Origin of the sequence: uncultured Nostoc sp., from assembly GCF_964247315.1 — a bacterium.
Lineage (GTDB): Bacteria > Cyanobacteriota > Cyanobacteriia > Cyanobacteriales > Nostocaceae > Nostoc.
Window position 1 is genome coordinate 29525 of record NZ_CAXTTT010000049.1, and the last position, 23284, is coordinate 52808.

11 protein-coding genes and 3 pseudogenes are annotated in these 23284 nt (G+C 42.1%); 5 read left to right on the forward strand and 9 right to left on the reverse strand.

Features of this window, described 5'->3' with window-relative positions; genetic code table 11:
• Positions 1–4 precede the first annotated feature (4 nt).
• The gene (gene mrdA, locus ACFE93_RS16170; protein ID WP_375474250.1) at positions 5–1852 is read right to left on the reverse strand and encodes a penicillin-binding protein 2; all 1848 of its coding nucleotides are present in this window, start codon (positions 1850–1852) and stop codon (positions 5–7) included.
• A gap of 302 nt (positions 1853–2154) precedes the next feature.
• On the opposite strand from mrdA, the gene ACFE93_RS16175 reads away from it, so the two are divergent.
• The gene (locus ACFE93_RS16175) at positions 2155–3282 is read left to right on the forward strand and encodes an ABC transporter ATP-binding protein (RefSeq protein WP_375474251.1); all 1128 of its coding nucleotides are present in this window, start codon (positions 2155–2157) and stop codon (positions 3280–3282) included.
• 164 nt (positions 3283–3446) lie between these two features.
• Here the strand turns inward: ACFE93_RS16175 and ACFE93_RS16180 are convergent.
• From ACFE93_RS16180 to ACFE93_RS16200, 5 genes and pseudogenes are all read right to left on the reverse strand, one after another.
• Positions 3447–4017, reverse strand: a pseudogene (locus ACFE93_RS16180) (sensor histidine kinase); the annotation flags it as partial.
• A 181-nt stretch (positions 4018–4198) separates the two neighbouring features.
• Positions 4199–9598 (reverse strand): AAA family ATPase, encoded by a 5400-nt coding sequence (locus tag ACFE93_RS16185; RefSeq protein ID WP_375474252.1) that lies wholly within the window; start codon positions 9596–9598, stop codon positions 4199–4201.
• Between the two features lie 75 nt (positions 9599–9673).
• A complete protein-coding gene (locus ACFE93_RS16190; RefSeq protein WP_375474253.1) occupies positions 9674–11482 on the reverse strand; it encodes a response regulator in 1809 nt (602 codons plus the stop codon).
• A 51-nt stretch (positions 11483–11533) separates the two neighbouring features.
• Entirely contained in the window at positions 11534–13849 is a 2316-nt protein-coding gene (locus tag ACFE93_RS16195) for an ATP-binding protein (protein ID WP_375474254.1), read from the reverse strand.
• A gap of 157 nt (positions 13850–14006) precedes the next feature.
• The gene (locus ACFE93_RS16200; RefSeq protein ID WP_375474255.1) at positions 14007–15569 is read right to left on the reverse strand and encodes an ABC transporter substrate-binding protein; all 1563 of its coding nucleotides are present in this window, start codon (positions 15567–15569) and stop codon (positions 14007–14009) included.
• 344 nt (positions 15570–15913) lie between these two features.
• Between ACFE93_RS16200 and ACFE93_RS16205 the strand changes: the two genes are divergently transcribed.
• The 3 genes from ACFE93_RS16205 (at position 15914) to ACFE93_RS16215 (ending at position 18873) form a co-directional block, all read left to right on the forward strand.
• The gene (locus tag ACFE93_RS16205) at positions 15914–16999 is read left to right on the forward strand and encodes a PotD/PotF family extracellular solute-binding protein (RefSeq protein ID WP_375474256.1); all 1086 of its coding nucleotides are present in this window, start codon (positions 15914–15916) and stop codon (positions 16997–16999) included.
• A 218-nt stretch (positions 17000–17217) separates the two neighbouring features.
• Entirely contained in the window at positions 17218–18111 is an 894-nt protein-coding gene (locus ACFE93_RS16210) for an ABC transporter permease (protein ID WP_375474257.1), read from the forward strand.
• 54 nt (positions 18112–18165) lie between these two features.
• On the forward strand, positions 18166–18873 hold the full coding sequence (locus tag ACFE93_RS16215) for a Uma2 family endonuclease (protein ID WP_375474258.1): 708 nt from the start codon (positions 18166–18168) through the stop codon (positions 18871–18873).
• A 21-nt stretch (positions 18874–18894) separates the two neighbouring features.
• On the opposite strand, the pseudogene ACFE93_RS16220 reads toward ACFE93_RS16215, so the two are convergent.
• The 3 genes and pseudogenes from ACFE93_RS16220 to ACFE93_RS16230 form a co-directional block, all read right to left on the reverse strand.
• Positions 18895–19237 (reverse strand): annotated as a pseudogene (locus tag ACFE93_RS16220) (response regulator); the annotation flags it as partial.
• A 72-nt stretch (positions 19238–19309) separates the two neighbouring features.
• Positions 19310–20236 (reverse strand): N-acetylmuramic acid 6-phosphate etherase, encoded by a 927-nt coding sequence (gene murQ, locus ACFE93_RS16225; RefSeq protein ID WP_375474261.1) that lies wholly within the window; start codon positions 20234–20236, stop codon positions 19310–19312.
• A 104-nt stretch (positions 20237–20340) separates the two neighbouring features.
• Positions 20341–20769: a DUF3110 domain-containing protein gene (locus ACFE93_RS16230; RefSeq protein WP_375474259.1), complete on the reverse strand. Its 429-nt coding sequence runs from the start codon at positions 20767–20769 to the stop codon at positions 20341–20343.
• Between the two features lie 260 nt (positions 20770–21029).
• Here ACFE93_RS16230 and ACFE93_RS16235 point away from each other — a divergent pair.
• A pseudogene (locus ACFE93_RS16235) lies at positions 21030–23284 on the forward strand (hypothetical protein); the annotation flags it as partial.

Here is a 23284-nt window from a genome sequence, read left to right on the forward strand (position 1 = left end):
CCTTCTAGTCTCCAGTGCCATGTCCTGAACTTTGAGTTTTAGCTTCTGATGGGTCAGGCTGAGGTTTTTGATACTTACCTGGATATTTGTGCTGAAAATAAGCTTCTAGTACTTGTAAAACCATCGGCCCGCAAATAGTACCGCCATGTTCGCCAGTATTTTCCCCAAAGGCCACAACCACAATTTCTGGCTTATTACTGGGCGCATAAGCACCAAACCATGTATGATTTGGGCGACCAACACCAGCTTCAGCAGTGCCACTCTTCCCAGACGCTGGAGCAATTGTCGGTACGTCCAAGCGCTTACCAGTACCCTCACTCACCACCTTCCGCAGTCCGTCGCGGAGAACTTTGATAGTTGTCGGCTTCATATTTAAGGATTCTCGCCAACTTTTTGCTTCTTCGTTATCTTTAAGCAAATGCGGCTGAACTCGATATCCGCCATTAGCAGGGACAGAAAACATAATCGCCGATTGCAGAGGTGTCACTTGCAAAGCGCCTTGACCAATTGACATATTAATGGTGTCGCCAACAGTCCAAGGCATTTTCCAAGCTTTCTGCTTCCATGTTTCATCTGGAACTAAGCCTATTGATTCTTCATCACGAAATTCAATACCAGTTCTTTGACCAAACCCGTATTTGCGACTCCATTTGATTAAAGTTGGGCCGCCAACTTTTCTGCCAACTTGATAGAAGAAAGTATCACTACTCATAGCGATCGCTTTCGGAAATCCCAATGGCCCGAATCCGGCGTGGTTCCACTCACCAAATGTCACCCCACCCACGGTAAGAGAACCAAAGGTTTGTAGTATTGAGTCAGGAGAAAATTCACCTGATTCCAGTCCAGCTGTTGTAGTGACAATTTTGAAAGTACTGGCGGGTGGAAAGGCACTCAAGGCACGATTAACCAAGGGATGATCTTTACCTTGCACGCTTTCCCAATCTTTCTGGGAGAGTTTTTGTTTAGAGAAGATATTCGGATCAAAAGTGGGATAAGATACCAACGCTAAAACAGCACCATTATTCGGATCGAGTGCTGCGATCGCACCTCGGTGATTTCCCAAAGCTTTTTGGGCTGCCTTTTGCACATCCAAATCTATGGTCAGGTGCAAATCGTTACCAGCTTTTGCCTGTTTCTCTCCAATAACCCGGATTGGTCTACCCGCACCATCCACTTCCACTTGCTGACCGCCCCATTCGCCTCGTAGAGCTTTCTCATAAGCCTTTTCCACGCCCATTTGACCGATTACATCTCCCAATCGGTAGCCTTCCTCCTTCTTGCCTTTTAACTGGTCGGCGGTCAACTCTCGCGTATAACCTAGTACGTGCGCTAATTCCTTGCCGTGGGGGTAATAACGTACAGAATCTGTATTTATTTCCACTTCTGGAAGTTCATTTTTATACTCCTTTAATGCCGTGATTTCTGCTTCATTTAAATCGCGAGCAACCCGGATGAGTGAAGAAGAATTAGCACCTGCTTGTTCTAATTTCTTTTCCATCTCATCTTGGGGAATGTTGAGAATTTGCGCTAGACGCGGGCCGACTACAGACCAGGAAGGCTTAGTATGTGCCATCGGCCATAAGTATACAGAGCTAGGATAGCGAGTACTGGCTAAAAGTTTGCCATTCCGGTCAAAAATATTGCCCCGTTCTGGTTGTTTGGGAATCATCCGAATTCGGTTTGCTTCGGCTCGTTCCCGGAGTTTTGGCCCTTCAAATATTTGCAAGTAAGCCAAACGAGCCTCAATCCCAGTGGTCATTAATAGGGTAAATCCGATTAAAAATATTGATTGGAAACCACGTCCAACTGTACGTGTATCTTTTTTGCCGCCAATTGATGGGAATAAAGACATAAGTATTAATTCAAAATTCAAAATTCAAAATGACTAAACGCAATTCTAGCCAGCCTTTTAGCAATTGGTAATATGCAATTTTAATGCATATTAACTCAATCAAAGAATATCTAATTAGTAAAATTAGTATATAAATTTACTATAATCTCCTTGTCAGTACTGAGTATAAAAGAATCGGGCGAGTATATTCTTGAACAATTGTTTTTGGCGGATACAATAAACCAAAGTGTCAAACATAGTCTGCCCAAAAGACTAGAGCAATTGACAAAATAACGTAAAATCACGGCATTCTACTGAGGATTATGGCTCAAATTGTCATGCAAAATCAGAGGGGGATAACAAGTTTTCAGCCACTTGATGTTGAACTGCGTAACGTCTTCAAGTTTTTTAACCAAGAACCAGCAGTAAATGGAATTGACTTGGATGTTAGACAAGGAGAATTTTTTAGTATTTTAGGCCCCTCCGGTTGTGGTAAAACAACAACACTGCGCTTAATTGCTGGGTTTGAAATTGCTGACGCTGGTAAGGTGTTTATTCAGGGTCAGTCCATGACTAATGTGCCTCCTTACCGCCGACCCGTCAATACTGTATTTCAAAGTTACGCTCTATTTAACCACCTGAATGTCTGGAATAACATCGCTTTCGGACTGCGGTTAAAAAAAATACCCAAATCTAAAATTGAAGCTAGAGTTCAAGAAGCTTTAAAACTCGTGAAAATGGAAAGTTTGCGATCGCGCTTTCCCAGTCAACTTTCTGGTGGTCAACAGCAGCGAGTTGCTTTAGCAAGGGCTTTAGTCAACCGTCCCACCGTCGTACTACTGGATGAACCTTTAGGGGCGTTAGATTTAAAACTACGTAAGGAAATGCAGGTTGAGTTATCAAATTTACACAAAGACTTGGGGTTAACCTTTGTGATGGTGACACACGACCAAGAAGAAGCATTGTCTTTGAGCGATCGCATTGCTGTAATGAATCAAGGCAAAATTGAACAAGTTGGCACTCCCAGCCAAATTTACGAACGTCCCTGTACATCCTTTGTTGCTGATTTTATTGGTGATACTAATTTATTCAGTGGTGAAATAGTCGCGGTAGACTCCTCTAATATTAAAATTTCAACAAAAATGGGACTCTCAATTGTTATTAGCCGCGCTGAAGATACACCAACTGAATTATCACAAGCTGTAGTAGTGAGTGTGCGTCCAGAAAAAATACAGCTTTCGCTGTATCCACCTAATTTGCCAGTTAACTGCTTTGAAGGACGGCTTGTCAACGTTATGTATTTGGGCACACACGTTAATTATGTTATGGAATTAACAAATGGCATTAGCATTAATGTGTTGCAACCTAATATTTTTGGTACTTTACCAGACCGCGACACACCTATTTACGCCTGGTGGGCAGAAACTGATTGTTTAGCTATTAGTCAATAGTCAACCCCTTTGGGGAAGTCAAAAGTCAAAAGTCAAAAGTCAATGGTCATACAAAGCGGTGGCAAAGCAGTACAACTTCGTGCTTAAAAAGTAAAAAGATAATCCTGATAAATAAATTTAGAGGCTGACAACCATTCTTTATTTTTTACTTTTGCCTTGTTCGGTCAATGCTGAATTGGAATTGTAATTACAAACTCTGTTTTGCTGCTGGTGTTGAATGACACTCCAGTTTGCCACCATGTGTTTCTGTAATGATTTGATAACTGATAAACATTCCCATACCTGTTACCTTACCCACAGGCTTGTTAATGAAAAAGGGATTAAAAACTTGTTTTTGAATCTGTTCTGACATACCTATTCCATTATCAGCGATCGCAATTTTTACCCAACCGGAATCTATCACTGAGGTACGAATGGCGATCGTGGGAGTTAACAACCCAAATGTTAAATTGTCTATTCTTAATTGTGCATTCTCAATTGTCCATTCTTCTAAAGCATCAATGGCATTCGCCAATATATTCATAAACACCTGATTGAGTTCTCCGCCATAGCATTCCACTAAAGGTAATGTGCTAATGTGCCGTAGTCTTTGATGACTTGAATGGCTGCAAGCTTTGTTGTTTCTTGAAAGCGATGTTGCAATACCATTAGGGTACTGTCGATGCTTTCGTGAATATCTACTGCTTTAAACTCGGCTTCATCTATGCGTGAGAAGGTTCGTAACGACAGCACAATAGTGCTGTTTGCGGATAGCTAGGGTTGAGCCAGTCCTGAATCAGGCAGGACTTACGCAAAAATTGCTCAAAAGCTTAATTTATCGAACCGCCAAGATGCCTTTCCTGCGTGAACGCTACGCGCCCATCAGCAAGTGGGGTGGCAGAATCTTCTTAGCTAGAGTTGGTCTACTCAGCACTCTTCATTGCCGCACTGGAATTGCAATCACAAATTCTGTACCTTTTCCTGGAGAGGAGTTGCAGTGTATTGAACCCCCGTGTTTTTCCACAACAATTTGATGAGCGATCGCCAATCCTAAACCAGTGCCTTTACCGACAGCTTTTGTCGTAAATAAATGGTCAAAAATCTTTTGTTTGACTGATTCATTCATCCCCTGACCATTATCAGCAATGGCAATTTTGATCTGATTATTTTCTTTTGAAGTTGTAATTGTAATTTGGTTGGGATAGGCTTTAATTTCATCAAAACTTCGTCCCGTATTTGATTCATCTAAAGCATCAATAGCATTTGCCAGAATATTCATAAATACCTGATTTAATTGACCAGGAAAACATTCAATCTGAGGCAAATTGCCATACTCAGTTATCACTTCAATGGCTGGACGTTGTTCGTTAGCTTTGAGACGATGTTTGAGAATTAAAATCGTGCTATCAATGCCTTCATGGATGTTAAATGGTACTTTGTAATCTTTGTCAGCGCGGGAGAAAGTGCGGAGACTGGTGCTGATATTTTTCAGCCTGTCGCAGGCCATAGTCATGGAATCAATCATCTTGGGCAAGTCTGATAAGCTATAGTCTAAGTCAATTTCTTCGGCATGGTCAATGATTTCCTCGCCTGGATTTGGTAGAGTTTCTTGATAGAGCTTCAGGTGTTCGCTAATATCTGCGACGGTAGGTTGAGCAAGTTTTAAAGTAGCAGCAATAAAACCGAGAGGATTATTCATTTCATGAGCGACACCAGCAACTAAGTTACCCAAAGCTGACATTTTTTCACTTTGAACAATTTGTAATTGTGCCTGTTGTAAATCAAGTAATGCTTGCCCGGCTTTTTGATAAAGTCTGGCATTTTCTAGAGAAATTGCTGCTTGGGAAGAAAGTAAGTTAATTACTTGCAATCGTTCCTGGGTAAATACTCCAGAAGTGATTTGGTTTTCCAGATATAAAATCCCCACTAAATGCCCTTGATTAATAATTGGTGTACATAATACACTCTGGGGTTGATATGAGTGCATATATTCCCCAATCAACCCCCTGATTTCGGTTTGGCAATTATCTATGACAATTGTTTCTTGGGTATTTTTGACATAGTTAATAATTTTTCTGGGGATATCTTGACAAGTGTCTAATAATTGTGGTTCAAGGATGGTTTGTATTTGAGCGTTCGGATTATTAATAAAGGTAATTGCTTTAACTTCCCAAATGTCATTTTCGGGAAGAATTAATGCAGATTTTTTGGCACCGGAATTTTCCAGGATAATTTGGGTGAGACTGGCGATTAGTTCATCTAATTCGATGCTACTAGAAATAGTTTGAGCAGCTTTGAGTACGCTTGTAAAATCTAGGGCATCGGAAATACTGGTGCTACCTGTGGTCGAAGTGCGAGTGGATGAGGAAGTTCCACGAAAGGCGAGGGTTTCTCTTGGGTTGAGGTTGATGAGTTGCTGTTGCAGGATTAGTTGCAGTAGCTGAGGATAGGTTTTTTCTAGGTGATTCACCTTGGCTTTGGCTCCCCAACGGGCGTAGCAATAGTAGGCTTCTTGCATATAGCCGGAGGCAACTTTTTCTTTACCCCAATCGAGGTAGAATTTAGCAGCCAGTTCGTTAGCTAAGGCTTCTTCTTGGATATATTCGTTGGCTTTGGCTCCAGATATTGCCTTATCATAAAACTCAATGGCTTCGGCTTTTTGTCCTAACACTCGACATTTTTCGGCTTCTACTAAATCAACCTTATGTTGGTAATTCATCGGGGCATGGTGCGCCCAGTGCTGTAACTGGGTTTGGTTTTGTGCCACCCGATCTAAAGCGGTTGAACCCTCGCCTGACGGTTGATTTAACTGTGCTAGAGCAATCAGAGAATCATAGAAATAAAATGCAGAGTTGCTGACTTGTCCCGTAGCCGCCATTAAATAGTTTCTGCCCTCAACTGCATAATTGTTCGCTGGCTCCACTTCCCCAAACAAGAAGCAAAGGGTCAGCTTATACAGATAGAAGTGATACAACCCAAATAGGTCATTAGCAGACCGCAACCGGGGTAGAAATTCTGTCTCCTGGAGAGCTAAACCAGACAAAGTGGTGGGATGCTCTGCCAAACCCAGTAAATTTAAAACAGGTTGCCAATAAAGTTGGCAGTAATTGGCGCTTGATAATTGCTTCAGTTGCACCAAGCCATTGTAGTAGGTGCGCGTCTCCTGCTCTAAGGTGGCAAGGGGCTGACCGCACCAAAAAGCATTTAGACAAAAACTGTGGCCACTATATCCGCCGAATGTCAAGTTTCCGACTTCTAAAGCGGTCGTGTAGCTCTCCCTCAAGAGTGGTAATGTTTCTTTGAGATGAGCTTTGCGGTGGATGATGATCGCTCCCAGCGCTACTGATACTTCAGGTTTAATCGATTTAGCATTCAGCTTGGAAACGACATTCAACGCCAACTGACTAAACTGGACGGCTAAATCCACATTTTGCAAGAGATTACAGACAAAGCAGCTATAGCAAGCATAATTAAAAGCAGAAAACGCGATGTTTCCGTGCTGCAAAGACAGTTTGACTGACAAGGCAGTCAGTAATGGGAACAAGGGAGAGCCACAGCTGGAAACCGCTGGCAGGAGGCTGGTGGCAATCTGGACAATAGCAATTGTGTTGGCATCGGTCATCATCGGCAGGTGAACAAAGTCTTCAATTTCCCTGTCGCCAATCAGTTCGCTAATCTCTTGGATTGACTGTTGAATATCGGCTGGTGTAGGTGATTCGGTCAAGGTGACACCCAACTGTTGTAGGAGCTGGATGCCGATCGCAATCGCTTCAATCAGTTTATTCTCAGAGGCCTTGACTTGAATTTTTATTCGGTAAACATTGATCTGTTCCAGTAAAGAGTGGGACTGAGCGATGACAGTTTCGATCACCTGCTCGATCGCCTCAAAGTCACCGCACAGCATTGCCAATTCTGCCGCCTCGTCATGGAAGGATAGCGTCATTTCATATTGTTGCTGCCAAGCGTTTTCCCCCAACAAGGATAATCCAGTGCTGGCATATTCACGACCCGCTTGATAGGCAGTGGCATTTTTGGCTTTGCGACAAGCAATCAGATTGAGTCTTGCTAATTCTTCTCGTTCTTTGGGTTGGGTAATTAAAGCAGTTCCGTAATTTAATTGATTGACTATTTCAAAAATCCGGTCAACTCTAGCTTCTGGGGAAATTTGTTGTAAAAGTAGTTGCCCGATTTGATAATGAGTCGCTTTTTTTTGGTCGTCAAGAATCAAAGAATAAGCAGCCTGTTGAACGCGATCATGCAGAAATTTATACTTAGCTATGGAGCGATCGCTAATTATAATTTGAGTTTCTTCGCCACTATCTTGATAAAACTTATAAACATCACTTTGAGGCAAAATCAAATCTGACTGTAAAGCCTTCCACAAACAAGCAGCCGCTTCTACCTCAGATAATTGGCAAACAATCGCTAATGTTTGCAAATCAAACTGATTACCAATACAAGCTGCCAGCTTTAATACCTGTTGAGTAGATTCTGGTAATCTTCGTAATTGAAAGACCATAAACTCAATCACATCTGAGGTGAGTGTTTGCTGATTTATTTGGGAAATATCACATTGCCAGCATCCCTCTGAAAAGTCGAATTCAATCAGTTTATCTTGATGCAATGACTTGAGAAGCTGCGTTGCAAAAAAAGGATTACCTTGAGTTTTTCGCTGAATCAATTCTGATAGAAAAAACGCCAAGTTCTCCGTACATTTTAACGTGTCAGCTACAAGTTGATTCAATTTTAATTGACTAAGAGGTTGTAAGGTAATTGTATTTACAATTGCCGCTGCTTTCCTAATTGCATCCAATGTCAATATCAAAGGATGTGCAGGTGATACTTCATTATCCCGATATGCCCCGATTAATAATAAATATCCTTGATTCGCATCACTCATTAATAATTGAATAAGTTTCAATGAAGCCGAATCAGCCCATTGTAAATCATCCAAAAATATCACTAAGGGATGTGGCTTTTGAGTAAATAATTGCAGGAATTTTTGGAATAATAAATTAAATCTATTTTGTGCAGCAATACCAAATAATTCTGTTGCGGGTGGTTGAGTACCAATAATCCGTTCTAATTCGGGAATGACATCAATAATTACCTGTCCGTTTTCACCTAACGCTTGAATAATTTGACTTTTCCATTGCTGGATTTGGACATCACTTTCTGCGATCAATTGTCCCATTAAATCTCGGAATGCTTGGACAAATGCTGAAAAAGGAATGTTGCGATTAAACTGGTCAAATTTCCCTTTAATAAAATATCCCCGTTGTTTGACTATAGGTTTGTGAACTTCATTAACTACCACAGTTTTACCAATGCCAGAAAACCCGGCAATCAATACCATTTCGCTGTTTCCTTTGGATACTCTATCAAATGCTTCTAGTAGTTCATTGACTTCCTTTTGTCGACCATATAATTTTTCCGGTATGGTAAAGCGATCGCTAATATCTCGCTCTCCAATTGCAAAATATTCAATCTTTCCAGTGGCTTTTAATTGATTAAGACAAATCTCTAAATCATGCTTTATTCCTAATGCACTCTGATAGCGAGCCTCGGCATTTTTCGCCATCAATTTGCTGATGATTTCCGATAAAAGTAACGGAATTTCCGGAATTATCTGATGTACTAAAGTAGGGGTTTTGGCAAGATGACAATGCACCAATTCCATTGGATCGTTGGAGATAAATGGTAATTGTCCTGTAAGTAGTTCGTAAAATGTGACACCTAATGAGTAGAAGTCACTCCGATAGTCAATACACCGATTCATCCTTCCAGTTTGCTCTGGTGAAAGATAGGACAGAGTTCCTTCTAGGGTGTTGGCATTTTGGATTTCTTGAGTTTCTCGTGCTAGCAGAGATGCAATACTAAAGTCAATTAATTTAACTTGTTTTGTTTCCGGATTAATTAAAATATTCGCGGGTTTGATGTCTTTATGAATAGTACAATTCTGGTACAATATATCTAAGGCATTGCACAGTGCGATCGCTATTTCTAAAAACTCCATCAGAGATTCTACACTTTCCCCCACTCCCCACTCTTTTAGAGAAATCCCGCCAAAATCTTCCATCACCAATGCATAGCCATTTTGATACGCCTCCAGGCTGTAGGTTTGGATGATTAGCGGTGAGTTGAGATTTTTAGCAATGGTGTACTGATTGCGAAACGACAAGAGTTCGCTGAAACCCGGATATGGATTTTTCAGCAGTTTAATCACTACGGGTAATGAGTCGGTTTCTCGATCCCCTCGATAAACTAGGGTTCTGGAACCATTGTAGAGTTCTTCATTGATGCGATATCCAGGAATACTGACTAGAGTGCTAACCATATTGCGCTCATCCTAACGATTTTCAGATTTAGTATTCCCAGATATCTGAAGTTGTTTAACACAAATAGCTAAAAACTATACCGGAATTTCAATGATAAATTCTGTACCCTTACCCACAACAGAGTCAAAACTCAGTTTTCCGCCGTGGGTTTCTTCGATAATTTGACGAGCGATCGCTAACCCTAAACCTGTGCCTTTTCCAACGGCTTTTGTCGTAAATAAATGGTCAAATATTTTTGATTTTATTTGTTCATTCATCCCCTTACCATTATCTTTAATCTTAATATTTATTTGTTGTTTACAATCACTAATTTTAGTAAAAATTGTGATACAATTGGGATTAGTTTTTATCTCTTCAAAACTACGTCCAATATTTGACTCTTCCAAAGCATCAATAGCATTAGCCAGAATATTCATAAACACCTGATTCAACTGCCCAGCAAAGCATTCTACTAATGGCAGCTGACCATATTCTTTGATAACTTGAATTTCTGGGTGAGTTTCCGAAGGTTTGAGACGATGTTTGAGAATCAAAATGGTGCTGTCGATGCCATCATGAATGTTACAAGCGATGGGGCGATCGCTATCAGCACGAGAGAAGGTTCGTAAAGAAGTACTAATATCCCGAATTCGCTTCACCCCTTCTTGCATAGAACCCACTAACTTCGGTAAGTCTTCGCGGATGTAATCGAGATCAATTACTTCGATTTCGTCTTGTATTATTTTACTGGGAGTAGAATATTCCTGTTGATACAAATCAATTAAGCCAAATATATCCTTGATATAATTTAAAGCAGGTTGAATATTGCTACCCAGGAAGCCAACAGGGTTATTAATTTCATGTGCCACCCCCGCGACAAGGTTTCCCAGTGCTGACATTTTTTCACTTTGCACCAATTGCACTTGAGTGCCTTGAAGTTCTGCTAGTGCTTCTTCTAGATTTTGTTTTTGTTGTTTAAGTTCTTCTTGTGCCAATTGACGTTCGGTAATGTCTTCTGTTACTAATAAAATGCCGAAGACATTTCCCTTGGCATCGCGTAAAGGCATCTTGCTCGTATCCAACCAAATTTGCTGACCATCCGCCCGTTGCCATTCTTCAATTAGGTGGAGTTCTGCTTGACCAGACTCCATGATGCGGCGATCGCACACACGATACCAATCGGATTCTTCTTTGCTCGTCTGTAAGTCATAATCGGTTTTACCCACAATTTCATCAGGCGAACTTAAGTTTAGTGCATCAGCCAAGCTTTGATTACAGCCCAAAAACACTGAATTGATATCTTTCCACCCTACCCAGTGGGGAATAGTATCAAATACTAACCGCATCAATTGTTGAGTTTGCTTGAGGGTTTCAATCGATGCAAATAATTCTTGGGTTCGTTCAGTAACTCGTTGCTCTAGTTGCTCAGTAAGTTTTTGCAGTTCTGTATTTCTGGCTTCAAGAGACTGGCTCAATTGGTTAAGCTTTAAGTGAGTTCGCACCCGTGCTAAAACTTCACCTTGTTGAAACGGTTTGGTGATGTAGTCAATAGCTCCAAGTTCAAAGCCTGTGACTTTATTTACCGATTCAGACAGGGCGGTGATAAAGATAATCGGAATATTTCGAGTTTTCGGATTGGCTTTGATGCACTGACAGGTTTCAAAGCCATTCATACCTGGCATCATTACATCTAGTAAAATCAAAGACACTGAAGCATGTTCCAATTGCTGTAAAGCACCCTCACCACTGGTGGCGATCGCAACTTCAAAACCAGCTTGGGCTAAGGTGTCTGAAAGCACCTTCAAGTTATTTGGCACATCATCGACAATGAGGATAATACCATTATCAAATGGGTTTGTAACAGGATTGTTAAATGCAATGGAATTTTCAGAAAATGCCGTCATAGCGAAAATGGTAATGAGATAACAAAGGGTTTATCAGACTGAACTAGTGGATTAACTCTTAAGATTGGGAAGATACTGTTCAAGTAATGTTCGGATTTTTTCAATTTGGAAATTATCTGCATACTCACGTACTGCTTTAACAAATGGTTGGTACTGCTCATCTGCTTTTTCCAAAGTTTTTAGCTGTTGCTCAATCGCCATCAAACGTCCCTGCAACGCCAATGTGTGCAACTGTGACAAAACTTGATCGGTTGGGGGAATGATCTCATCTGAGGTGGATGAAGATATTGCCTCTGAGTTGGCTATCATCGGCTCTACAGTAATGGAGTTTTGGTCATAAATCCATTTCAGATTCAGGTATTTTTCCAACAACTTCAGCAGCGCTGCGGCTTCTACAGGTTTGGGTAAAAACGCATCGGCTCCGGCTGTGATACTCTCATTCTGGTTACTTTCAAATACACTAGCTGAAGAGGCGATCGCTGGAACATTCTGCAACTCAGGAATCTGTCGCAACTGTCGCAGCATCTCGTAACCATCCATTTCTGGCATCATCAAGTCTGTAATAATCAAGTCAGGATGAATCTCCTGCGCCTTTGCCAATCCTTCTCGACCATTGCTGACATCAATCACTGTAAAACCCCAAGGTTCCAGTAAACTCACCAAAACCGAGCGATTCTCCCAACGGTCATCGACTACCAGCACTTGGCGCTTACTACCTTCAAATCCGACAATCTTGCCTTGGTTAGTTGTTCGCAAAGTTGCTGCCCATTCTTGAGCTTCGGGAAGTTTGACCTCAAACCAGAAAATGCTACCTTTTCCCAACTGGCTGTCCACATTTAGGGTGCTACCCATCAGGGAAACGATTTGCAGACTGATTGCTAATCCTAGTCCAGTACCTTCTGCTTGTTTCTTCACATCACCTACTTGTTCAAAGGGTTGGAAGATTTTCGTGAGTCCTGTTGGCGATATCCCAACTCCTGTATCTTCCACCTCAAAGCGAATTTGATAGGTTGCAGTTTCCAGTTTGTGAGTTTTTACGCGAAACGTCACTCCGCCTTCGTCAGTAAACTTAATGGCATTGCCTAATAAGTTAATCAACACTTGGCGTAGGCGTTTTTCATCGACTGTAATGCCTACGGGTAAATTAGAGTCAGGTTGATAGGTGAAGGGAATTCCTTTTTGACCAGCACGCACGCGCATCATCTCCGCAATGCCTTCGAGAAGTGCTGGGAAATTCGCATCGCTAGGATATAATTCCAACTTCCGGGCTTCGATTTTGGCAAGATCGAGGATATCGTTAATCAGATTGAGCAAATGATTGCCGCACTGATAGATGATATCTATACCTTTTTTAACTCGTTCTGTTAAGGGTTCACCATTTTGGAGAATTTGGGCATAGCCCAGGATGCCATTGAGTGGAGTTCGCAGTTCATGGCTCATGTTAGCGAGAAACTCACTCTTGGCAAGGTTGGCAGTATCGGCTTTCTCTTTTGCTTCTGCTAGTTCTAGTGTGCGTTCTTCTACCTTTTGTTCTAAGGTGGCAAAGGAGGTTTGCAACTGCTTCGCCATACTATTAAAAGATGCCGAGAGTTCTCCAAGTTCATCAGTGCGGTTGCTTGCTAGAGTGGCATTCCAATTCCCCGTTTCTAATTGCTTGGCGGCGCTATTGAGTTGTAAAATTGGTAGCACTACCAGCGATCGCGATAGCCAACGCACTAAAAATACAGTTAATAACAACACAGCCAAAAAATTTACCAAAGCAAATACGGCTACCGTATATTCCTGGCGTACCACAGAACTTGCATCCAATTCAACCACCAAGAATCCATTCACCCGACCCTGGAGATTGGTAATTGGGGCATAGCCGTAAAGAATGGTTTCACCATTGGCGGTTTGGTCAAATTCCTGCTCAACATACGGTGCATTGTGGGCAACAACTGCATACAAATCATTTAATGACTTTGTGTAATCCATGCCAGTCAATACAGTTTTGTCTCGGTCGGCAGGGTCGTAGTTTAAGACATAGACAAATTTCTTATTTGGTTGTTCGCGTACCGTATAGATACGCAGAATATCTTTACTGGTTGCTTGAATAGCTACAAGCCTATCTTGATTGATTTTGTAAAAGGCGGAGGTGCGTAGGCGTAGCCCGTCGTAGACATCGCTTGGTTTACCAATCAATCCGTGATAATCGCTATCGATTTGGGGAACTGCCAGACTGACAATCGCCAAAAGACGATTACGGATTGCCTGCCGTTGACTAGAGTACAACTGCCAGTACATTCCTGAAGCTATTGTTCCAGCCATTACCGCAATTAGCACTGAATAAGAAGCAATAATTTTTGTGCTGAGGTTCCAATTTCGCACGCTCTGTGGCTCCTTTTACAGCCCCAAACTACTGAGATGGGCAGTGCATTGTTAGTCACTCTCAATGTTATTTTTGCCCAATTATTTCTAAGATGCCCACTTCATCTGTCAGATGAACAGTTGGATTAAGGATTGGAGATTTCTCTGGCTGTCCTCTTTATGGGGTTAGCCCAAGGCTGGCGCGGTAAGCGGCGTGTTGAGACTCCCGCCCTACTTTGTTAGTAATCTGCTCCCATCTTTGTTCAATCTGCTGCATTGCTTGCTCGGTTGTAATTTTGTTCCCTAAGAACTTAGATACAACGGCATCAAGAACTTCAAATTGATATTGTTGATTATGGGGAATGGTCAAACTCAAAACCATATTGGGACTATTCAAGCTGACGCCGAGCGCTGCGAGATAGTTGTTGGCTGCTTCAGACGACATCCCAGATTTAATCCAGGGATCTGAGTTTTTAAATTGCGAAATTCGGTAGGGGTTCAAGCCCGTTGCCCCAATCGTCACATCCACATTAGACTGAGCAGGTTGACTCATGTAAGAGAAAAACGAGTATGCGGCATCCTTCACTTTTGGTGCTGCCTTGGCATGAATTACACTTGTCCAACCGATATTGGCGGCGTAGGGTGCGTGATTGACACCATCAATGGCGTAAGGACAGGTAAACTTATTGCAGGCAACCAGTTTGTTAGTCTGGCGATCGAGGACTTGAGTACTGCCTGGAGTGATCACAGCCCCTACTTTATCCATCACTTTAGACACAGATAGATCGATGGCTAAGGGCCCAACATCGCCCCAATCAATGGTCAGGGCGCACCTGCCAGTAATAAATAATTCTCTAGCTTTGACATTACCTAGATTCTCATCCTGGGGAATTCCATAGTCCATCGCTTGTTTATAAATATTCAGTGCTTTGGCAAAGGCGGGATTGTTCACCAGAGGCTTCATTGTGTCTGGGTCAAAAAATGTCCCTTGTGCGGTTCCCTGAGATTGCAAAAAAGGAGTAGCAATGGATATCAACAGGCTTGTGTTATTATCAGCAGCACCCTTGGACATACAAGAGCCATAGTCTGGTGTACCGTCACCATTCAAGTCTTTGCCGTGAAACCGTTTGGCGATCGCCAGATATTCATCCCAGTTTGTCGGAGGTGTTAACCCCGCTTGCTTTAACAAATCAGTGCGGTAATAAACCATGTGAAAGTCCCCATCCAACGGAATACTATAGATGCGTCCTTTATAAGTCGCACTAAAATTCCGAAAGATCGGTGCAATATCTTCCCACTGGATGGCTGCATCAGACTTGACTCGTGCCGTTAAATCTTCCACAAAGCCAGCATCGATAAAGTCAATCTGCCATGAAGGTAAAATAATTGCCATATCGTACTTTGAAGCACTGCTAGACCAGTTCTTTTGCAGCGTGTTGTATAAATTTTGAAAAGGAACGCCTGTCAGATTGACCTTCGCTCCAGTCAAGGCTTCAAACCCAGCAATCCGTCTCTTAGTACCTGTACGAACGGTTTCATCCTGAGTGATGACGTTAATCGTCACGCCGTCAAAGCGTTGTGCAGTCTGGTTGATTTGGGTTGGACTAGGAGATGAAGCTGTTTGAGAATTGGGTGGGGAACTGCAACCTGGAACCCCTAAACTCAACCAGAGGGCAGCCAGGAAAATCAGATAATATCGAACTCGCTGCCACACAGAGCAAAAGTTTTGCCAATTAGACATTTTATAATTCTCTTCCTCTGGCTTTTAATTGCCAAATATTGACGATTTTCAGATTTATTATTCCCAGATGTATTAATTTTTTATAGGGTTAGCCCAAGACTGGCGCGGTAGGCTGCGCATTGATACTTACGCCCCACTTTTCTTGTTGTCGCTCGCTTTGTTAATTTTTATAACTCAAGCTTGATTAAAAACTGTGCCTAACACTAGCTGACACCAGTAACTTATTAACAGTTGCAGAGGTAGATACACTTAAGTTAATCTTTAAACTACCTATTGGCACTCTAATTAAAGGCATATTTAGAATCAATCGGCAAAAATACAAAAGATGATTAACTATTAACTTAATGACTAACAGACGCCAATTTTTAAAAGGGGTGGCAGCACTTTCTAGCTTATCTTTAGGTGGTTGTGGCTGGAGGCTGGCTGAAGTACGTGCTAATTCTAATGCCAATAGTCAGCGTGACCAACTTTATATCTTTACCTGGACGCAATATACTGACAACCAATTATTGAAAACTTTTAGCGCCCAAACTGGCATAAAAGTGCTGGCAGATGTGTATGATTCCAATGATGTCATGCTGGCTAAATTGCAAGCTGGAGGCGGTGGCACTTACAGCATCATCAACCCATCTGATTACATGGTGCAAAAGATGGTAGACAAAGGCTTGTTAACAGAAATAAATCACGATCGCTTAATCGGTCTAGAGAATTTATTTCCCCGGTTTAAAAATCCTAGTTACGACCCCAATAACCGCTACAGTATCCCTTTTAACTGGGGGACAACAGGTTTACTTTACAATTGTGAAAAAATCAAAGATGTACCACAAGATTGGGATTATCTTTGGAAAAATCAAGAGCAACTTAATCAGCGAATGACCTTGCTCAATGATGTTCGAGAAGTTATGGGTGCAACCTTACGAATGCTCGGTTATTCTTACAACTCAAAAAATGAACAAGAAATCAAACAAGCTTATGAAAAATTGAAGGTGCTAAAACCTGCGATCGCCCGTTTTGACACTGACGCTTGGCAAAATCAAATTCTCGCAGGAGATTTACTACTAGCAATGTGTTATTCAGCAGATGCAGTGAAAATCTCTCAAGAAAACCCTAAACTCAAATATGTGATTCCTCGTAGTGGTTCTTCATTATGGACAGACACTATTGTAATTCCTAAAACAGCCCCAAACCAGCCTGGAGCTTATGCTTGGATTAACATGATTTTACAACCAGAAATAGCAGCCCAAATCACTCAACGTCTGAATATTTCTACACCGAATATTGCTGGATTTGAGCAATTACCAAAAACAATCCAAAACAACGCTAGTTTATTTCCGCCAGAGTCCCTGTTAAAAAATTGTGAACGTGTTACACCCGTAGGAGAATTTGAAGAGGTTTACGATCGTTATTGGACTCAATTAACTAGTAGCTAAATAAATCAGGACTTACGCAAAAATTGCTAAAAAGCTTAATTTATCGAACCGCCAACTCTTGGAGAGGCTGACGCCAACGCGTAGCGTCTCCAAGAGTTGGCGCCAAGATCGCCAAGTATTCGTAGAGTGTGCGTAAGTCCTATAAATTTTGGATTTTAGATTTTTAATTCAATCCAAAATCCAAAATTAAAAATCTAAACTTGATAGAGTTATAAGTGATGAATTTTCAAAAAAATGAGATTTCCAAAATAGAAGAATTGCAGCGCCCCGTCAACAACTGGCTCCAACCTTTGGTATTGCTTGCACCATCTGGGATTTGGTTATTACTTTTGTTGGTGTTGCCAACTTTGATAATTTTCGAGTTAAGTTTAGTTGCAGACATCCGACCGGGAGATTTGGTCAATCCCAACGGATTTAAAAACTACATCCGAATATTTGACTCACTTTATGTGCAAGTAATTGGGCGATCGCTATTTTTTGCGTTTGGTACTACGATAATTTGTTTAATTTTGGGCTTCCCCGTCGCCTATTGGATTGCTCAGATAGCGCCACAGCGTTGGCGAAATTTGCTGTTGTTAAGTTTTGTTCTACCTTTGTGGACTTCTTCATTACTCCGTTCTTATGCTTGGATTACAATTCTTCGTCCTACTGGTTTATTGAATAGTTTATTCAGCAATTTAGGCTTGCCTACTTGGGAATTACTCAACAATAGTCAAGCTGTATTGATTGGCATGAGTTACAGCTTGTTACCCTATATGGTTTTAATTTTATATGCTTCTCTGGAAAAGCTAGACAAGCGGTTACTAGAAGCCGCGGCTGATTTAGGTGCAAATCCAGTGGAAACTTTTTTCCAAATAACCGTACCACAAACTTTTCCAGGAATTGCGGCTGCTTCCATGCTTGTATTCATCACAGGCTTAGGGGATTTTGTCGATCCAGAATTACTCGGTGGTGCTTCTAGTATGACGGCAGCGCGGTTAATTTATAACCAGTTTCTTGGAGCAACGCAAAATTGGGGATTTGGTTCAGCTTTGAGTATGACGTTAATTTTGCTTGTTAGTATTGCGATCGCATTTTTGATTAAGTTTGGGGAAGCTACACCCAAACGTTAAACTTTTGGTCACTCACTTATAATAAAGGCATCAAACGCCAGCGAGACAAAGGTTATGCTCTCACCCGATCTCAAAAATGCGTTACCAACTACCGACGAACTTCCCTGTTCAGACGATACACCAGTGGATAACGAAGACCAAAACTTTTTGCCCAATATTTTACTCTTCTTACTTAACTCTATTTGGGCAAATCGCATGGATTGGTACTTCGGAGTAGATATGGGAGTGTATCACACCACAGGAGTAAATCCTAGAGTACCTGTAGTGCCAGATGCTTTTTTAAGTCTGGGAGTAGAACGGAAAAAGGGTGGCAAATCACGCAAAAGTTATGCAGTTTGGGAAGAAAATGAGATAGTTCCAATATTCACATTAGAAATGGTATCCCATACTCCAGGAGGTGAATATGACGAAAAGCTAGATATATATAGAAAACTCGGTGTATTGTACTACATAATTTATAACCCTGAGTTTTGGCGACGCGATCGACATCAACCCTTGGAAGTGTATAAGTTGATTGATGGAAACTACCAACTACAAATAGGTGAACCCTATTTGATGCCAGAGATAGGGTTAGGTATTGGGCGACACCAAGCTGTAATTGGCGGCATACAACAGGAGTTTTTATGTTGGTATGACGAGCAAGGAAAGCGCTATTTGACAGATGCAGAACAGGCACAACAAGAGCGGCAAAGGGCTGAACAGTTAGCGCAGTATTTACGTTCTCTAGGTGTAGATCCAAATAATTTACCTGGTAATTCGTAATTACGAATTATGAATTTTTAATTATTTTTTCACTATGAGTAAACGATCTAAATCATCTGCATTACTGTTCATTAACTCTTTAATTTTAGCGATGCTGCGAGAAGTAAGAATAACGACAGGTATTTTTGCTAAATTGGTATATTCGCGGAAATTGCTTAACAACTCAAAACCATTTATTCGTGGCATCTCTAAATCAGATACAATAACTTTAATTTCAGGATGTAACTGCAATTTTTATAGAGCTTCTACACCATTTTGAGCTTGTATGACCTGATAGCCAGATTTTTGTAGAGTCAGAGAGAGTTTGCCGGAGACTAATTGCATCATCTACTACTAAAACAACTTTTGGTAACTTATAATCTGGCTCTTGAGAATAACTAAGGGCGTGCTACTAAAACAAGTAGCAGCCAGATTAAAAAGTATTTAGAAAATTTCTTTAAGGTTGTTTATGGTTTTGATAGCTCACAACAGCAGCCCTGAGATTACTTTGGTGTTCTGAAAGTAGTCGATCGCCTTCGTCTTTTTCCAAACCAGTCCAGTGCATCAATAGCGCCAGCTTAACCCATTTACCACTACGTTCTAGTAAAAAACCAGCAGTTTCCCGACTTAAACCTGTGAGGTCTTGTAAAATTCGCAAAGCGCGATCGCGTAATTTTTGATTTGTTACTGCTACATCCACCATACGATTGCCGTAAACTTTGCCTAGCTTGACCATTACGCCGCTAGAAAGGATATTTAAAGCTAATTTAGTGGCTGTACCAGCTTTGAGACGAGTTGAACCGGCGATTATTTCTGGCCCTGTCAATAGGCGAATGTCAATATCGGCATCAAAGCTAACTTGTTCAGCAGGAACACAGGCGATAAAAATAGTTGTAGCTCCTCGCTGACGAGCAGCATGAAGCGCACCGTGGACATAAGGCGTTGTCCCACCAGCAGTAATGCCAACTACGACATCTAATTGGGTAATGTGTCGCGCAGCGATCGCAGCCTCACCATCTTCAATGCTGTCTTCCAAATCTTCAGAACTGCGTACTAATGCGCCAGCACCACCAGCAATAATCCCCTGTACTAACTCTGGGGGTGTACAAAAAGTAGGTGGACACTCAGCAGCATCTAACACGCCTAAACGACCACTTGTCCCTGCACCGATATAAAATAGGCGTCCTCCGTGGCGCAAACGCTCTGCGGTGCGCTCAATTGCCTCTGCTAACTGAATTTTCGCCGCTGCAACTGCTGCGACGGCCTTTTGGTCTTCGTCATTAAACAACTCCACCAATTCCAGAGAACTGAGCTGGTCTAAGTTCAGACTGTTAGGATTTACCAGCTCAGTTAAAAGATGCCCGCGTTCTTGCAAATTTGTCATTATGTCCTTTGTCATTATGTCCTTTGTCCGTTGTCATTTGTCAGTTAGCGACCAGTGACCAATGACTAATGACCAATGACCAATGACCAATGACTAATGACTACTTACAACAATCCTTCCAATTTGCGACGAATCTTCTCTAGTTCAGAATCAGACAATTCTGGTTCTTCTAGTGGCTGTTCATTGAGAGGGAAGGTGTCTTCAACAGTATCCTCCTTCTGGGCATCTTCTTGCCAGTCAGTTTTTTCAACGTTAAGTTCTGGGGGAGTTACAACTAAATTGCTGTTTTCTGGAATGATTTCCCATTCATACCCAGCACTTTCGCAAAATTCCTTGATTTCTTCAGCATCGATCGGCTCCGGTGTGGGTGCGGGGAAATCCTGAGCTTCTAACATCAAGGCAAAGCGCGTGGCATCGTCTTCTGACTCGAACATCAGAATTTTATTGCGATCGCCCTCCCGAACCGTGTGAATCCCCTCATTTTCCGTTCGAGCATTAAAAATTAACACAAAGACACGCATTGGTGTAATCATCTGTCCTTTTTAAGGTTTATTCATATTAAAGTTCGAGATAGTGTCTCAAGGAAAGTCACAGGAATAATTTTCACTCTATTCAGATTTTCCTGAAAACGCCAATATTATTAAGCATAAGTATTGGATCGAGTAAATACCGTAACTCAACCAATAAGGTCTTGGGTTTCGTTGGCGTATCCTGGAAATGGCATACTGAATCAATGTGCCAGTTAATGCTTGTGTGTGCCAGCGATATCCGGCAATTAATACAGTGAAAGCAAATGACTAAATATCCCGATCGAGATCCTTACTACCTTTCTCCTAATCGCAAGCGTATGTGGTTGCTGGTGTTGAGTCGGGGTAGCATTGCTTTGAGCGGACTTTTACTGTTAGGAGTGATTGTCGGTATTTGGCGGTTGTGGACTTTTGTTCAAACAGAGCTAACACCCTTGGCACAACAAAGTCTCACTACTACACTCAACCGTCCGGTAAACCTGGGAAGAGTTAAACAATTTTCGTTGACGGGAGTGCAGTTTGGGGCTTCAGCTATCCCAGCCACACCCACAGATCCAGACCGGGCCACAGTCGAATCTGTAGAGGTGGGTTTCGATCTGTTGCAACTAATCTTTAACCACCATCTAAAGCTAGATGTCACCCTAGTCAACCCAGATATTTACATTGAACAGGATGACCAAGGACGCTGGGTTTCCACTACTATAACGTCGTCTGGTGAAGGCGCTGCCATTAAAACTGATTTGGACAACCTGCGGTTTCGCAATGCCAAGCTGGCATTGATGCCGCAGAGGAGAGCAGGGGAAGCAGGGGGAGCAAGGAGAGCAAGGGGAGCAGGGGGAGCAGGGGGAGGAATATCTTCTTCATCTTCCGCGTCTCTCTTATCCCCTGTGCTATTTTCTCAACTCAACGGCTCTGCTCAACTTTTAGCAAACAACCAGTTGATACGGTTTGAAGTCGGGGGTCAAGCAGACAGTGGTGGCAATATTTCCATACAGGGAGAGACTCGTTCTAAGGTGCTAGCAGGGAACTTCCAGGTGCAAGCACAAGATTTTCTGGCTGAGAATATTACTCGGTTGATTAAGTTACCGGTGAACTTACAGGCGGGTCGAGCCAATGGCGACTTGTTAGTTCGGTTGACACCAGGACAGCAGACTTTATTGTTTGGCAACGCTACTGTGCAAGGGGTAACACTTCAAATACCCAAAGTCCCGCAACTGTTGAGCAATAGCCAAGGAAACCTCCACTTCCAAGGAACCGAGTTGCAGTTAAATAATGTTACTAGCACCTACGGCAAAATTCCTTTAGTGGCTACGGGAATCGTCGACACGAAAGCAGGCTTGAAGTTGGCAGCGCGTGTAAATGCGGTGAGTTTGGCGAATGCCCAGGAGACTCTCAAGGTAAAATTACCTATACCGATCGCTGGACAAGTACAAGCTTCTTTGCAAATTACTGGATCAACTAAAGAGCCAATTCTCTCTGGCTCAGTTGCCACGATTCAAACTGCCCGAATTGACAAAGTTGATTTTAATAATATCAGTAGTAAGTTTGAGCTTGTTACTAGTTCCTCTTTAATTACCCTAAAAGATATTCAAGGTAAAGCTAAAGTTGGTGGTGAGATTACGGGTGCTGGTACAATTCAACTTGGTAAAAGCCCGCAACTGGATTTAAATTTCGCTGCCAAGAATGTTCCAGGAGATGCGATCGCCAAAGTTTATGAAATAACACCTACCTTTAAAATCGGCAATGTCTCAGGTACAGCTCAACTAACTGGCGCTCCTACCAATGTCCAAACGTTCGTACAGTTTCAAGCTCCTAACGGAGCTTACCCCGGAACTGGTGAAGTTGCGATCGCCCCAAATCGCACCGTTTCTTTCCGCAATGTGGCTCTGAATATAAGTGGTGGTACAGTTCGGGCAACTGGTAGTTATGCCAATCAGCGTTGGCAAGCTGTGGCTGTTGCCTCTGGGGTAAAATTAGAACCCTTTGTAGACAAAAGTCAACTGCAAAATGTCTCTTTGGCTGGGGCACAATTCAATGGTCGTCTCATCCTCTCAGGCAGCACAGCACCATTTGAAATTGCCACAATTCGCAGTGATGGCGCAGGAGTTCAAATTGGTGGCGGCACAGTTGCAGTTTCTAATATCCAACTGCAAAACCAAAGCTTCTCGGCTCAAGTTGTGGCTAATGGTGTGCGGTTGGGACAAATATTGAAACAGTCTCCCCCAGCTTTAAATAATCCTTTGGCGGGAACGTTCCAAATCGCAGGTAGCAGAGATAATTTCAGCCTGAAAACCTTCCGTGGCAGTGGTGAGGGCCGCCTTACTGTTGGTGATGGTACGGTTACAGCCTCTAATATTCAAGTGGCGAATGGTGTCTATCAGGCGCAAGTTCAGGCTAAAAATGTGCCTGTGCAGCAATTGGCAACAGTACCAAAGCAGTTTCAGGGAGCGTTAACTGGTCAATTCAATGTAGCGGGTTCTGTTGATTCTTTTAAACCGCAAACTATTCAAGCCAACGGTCA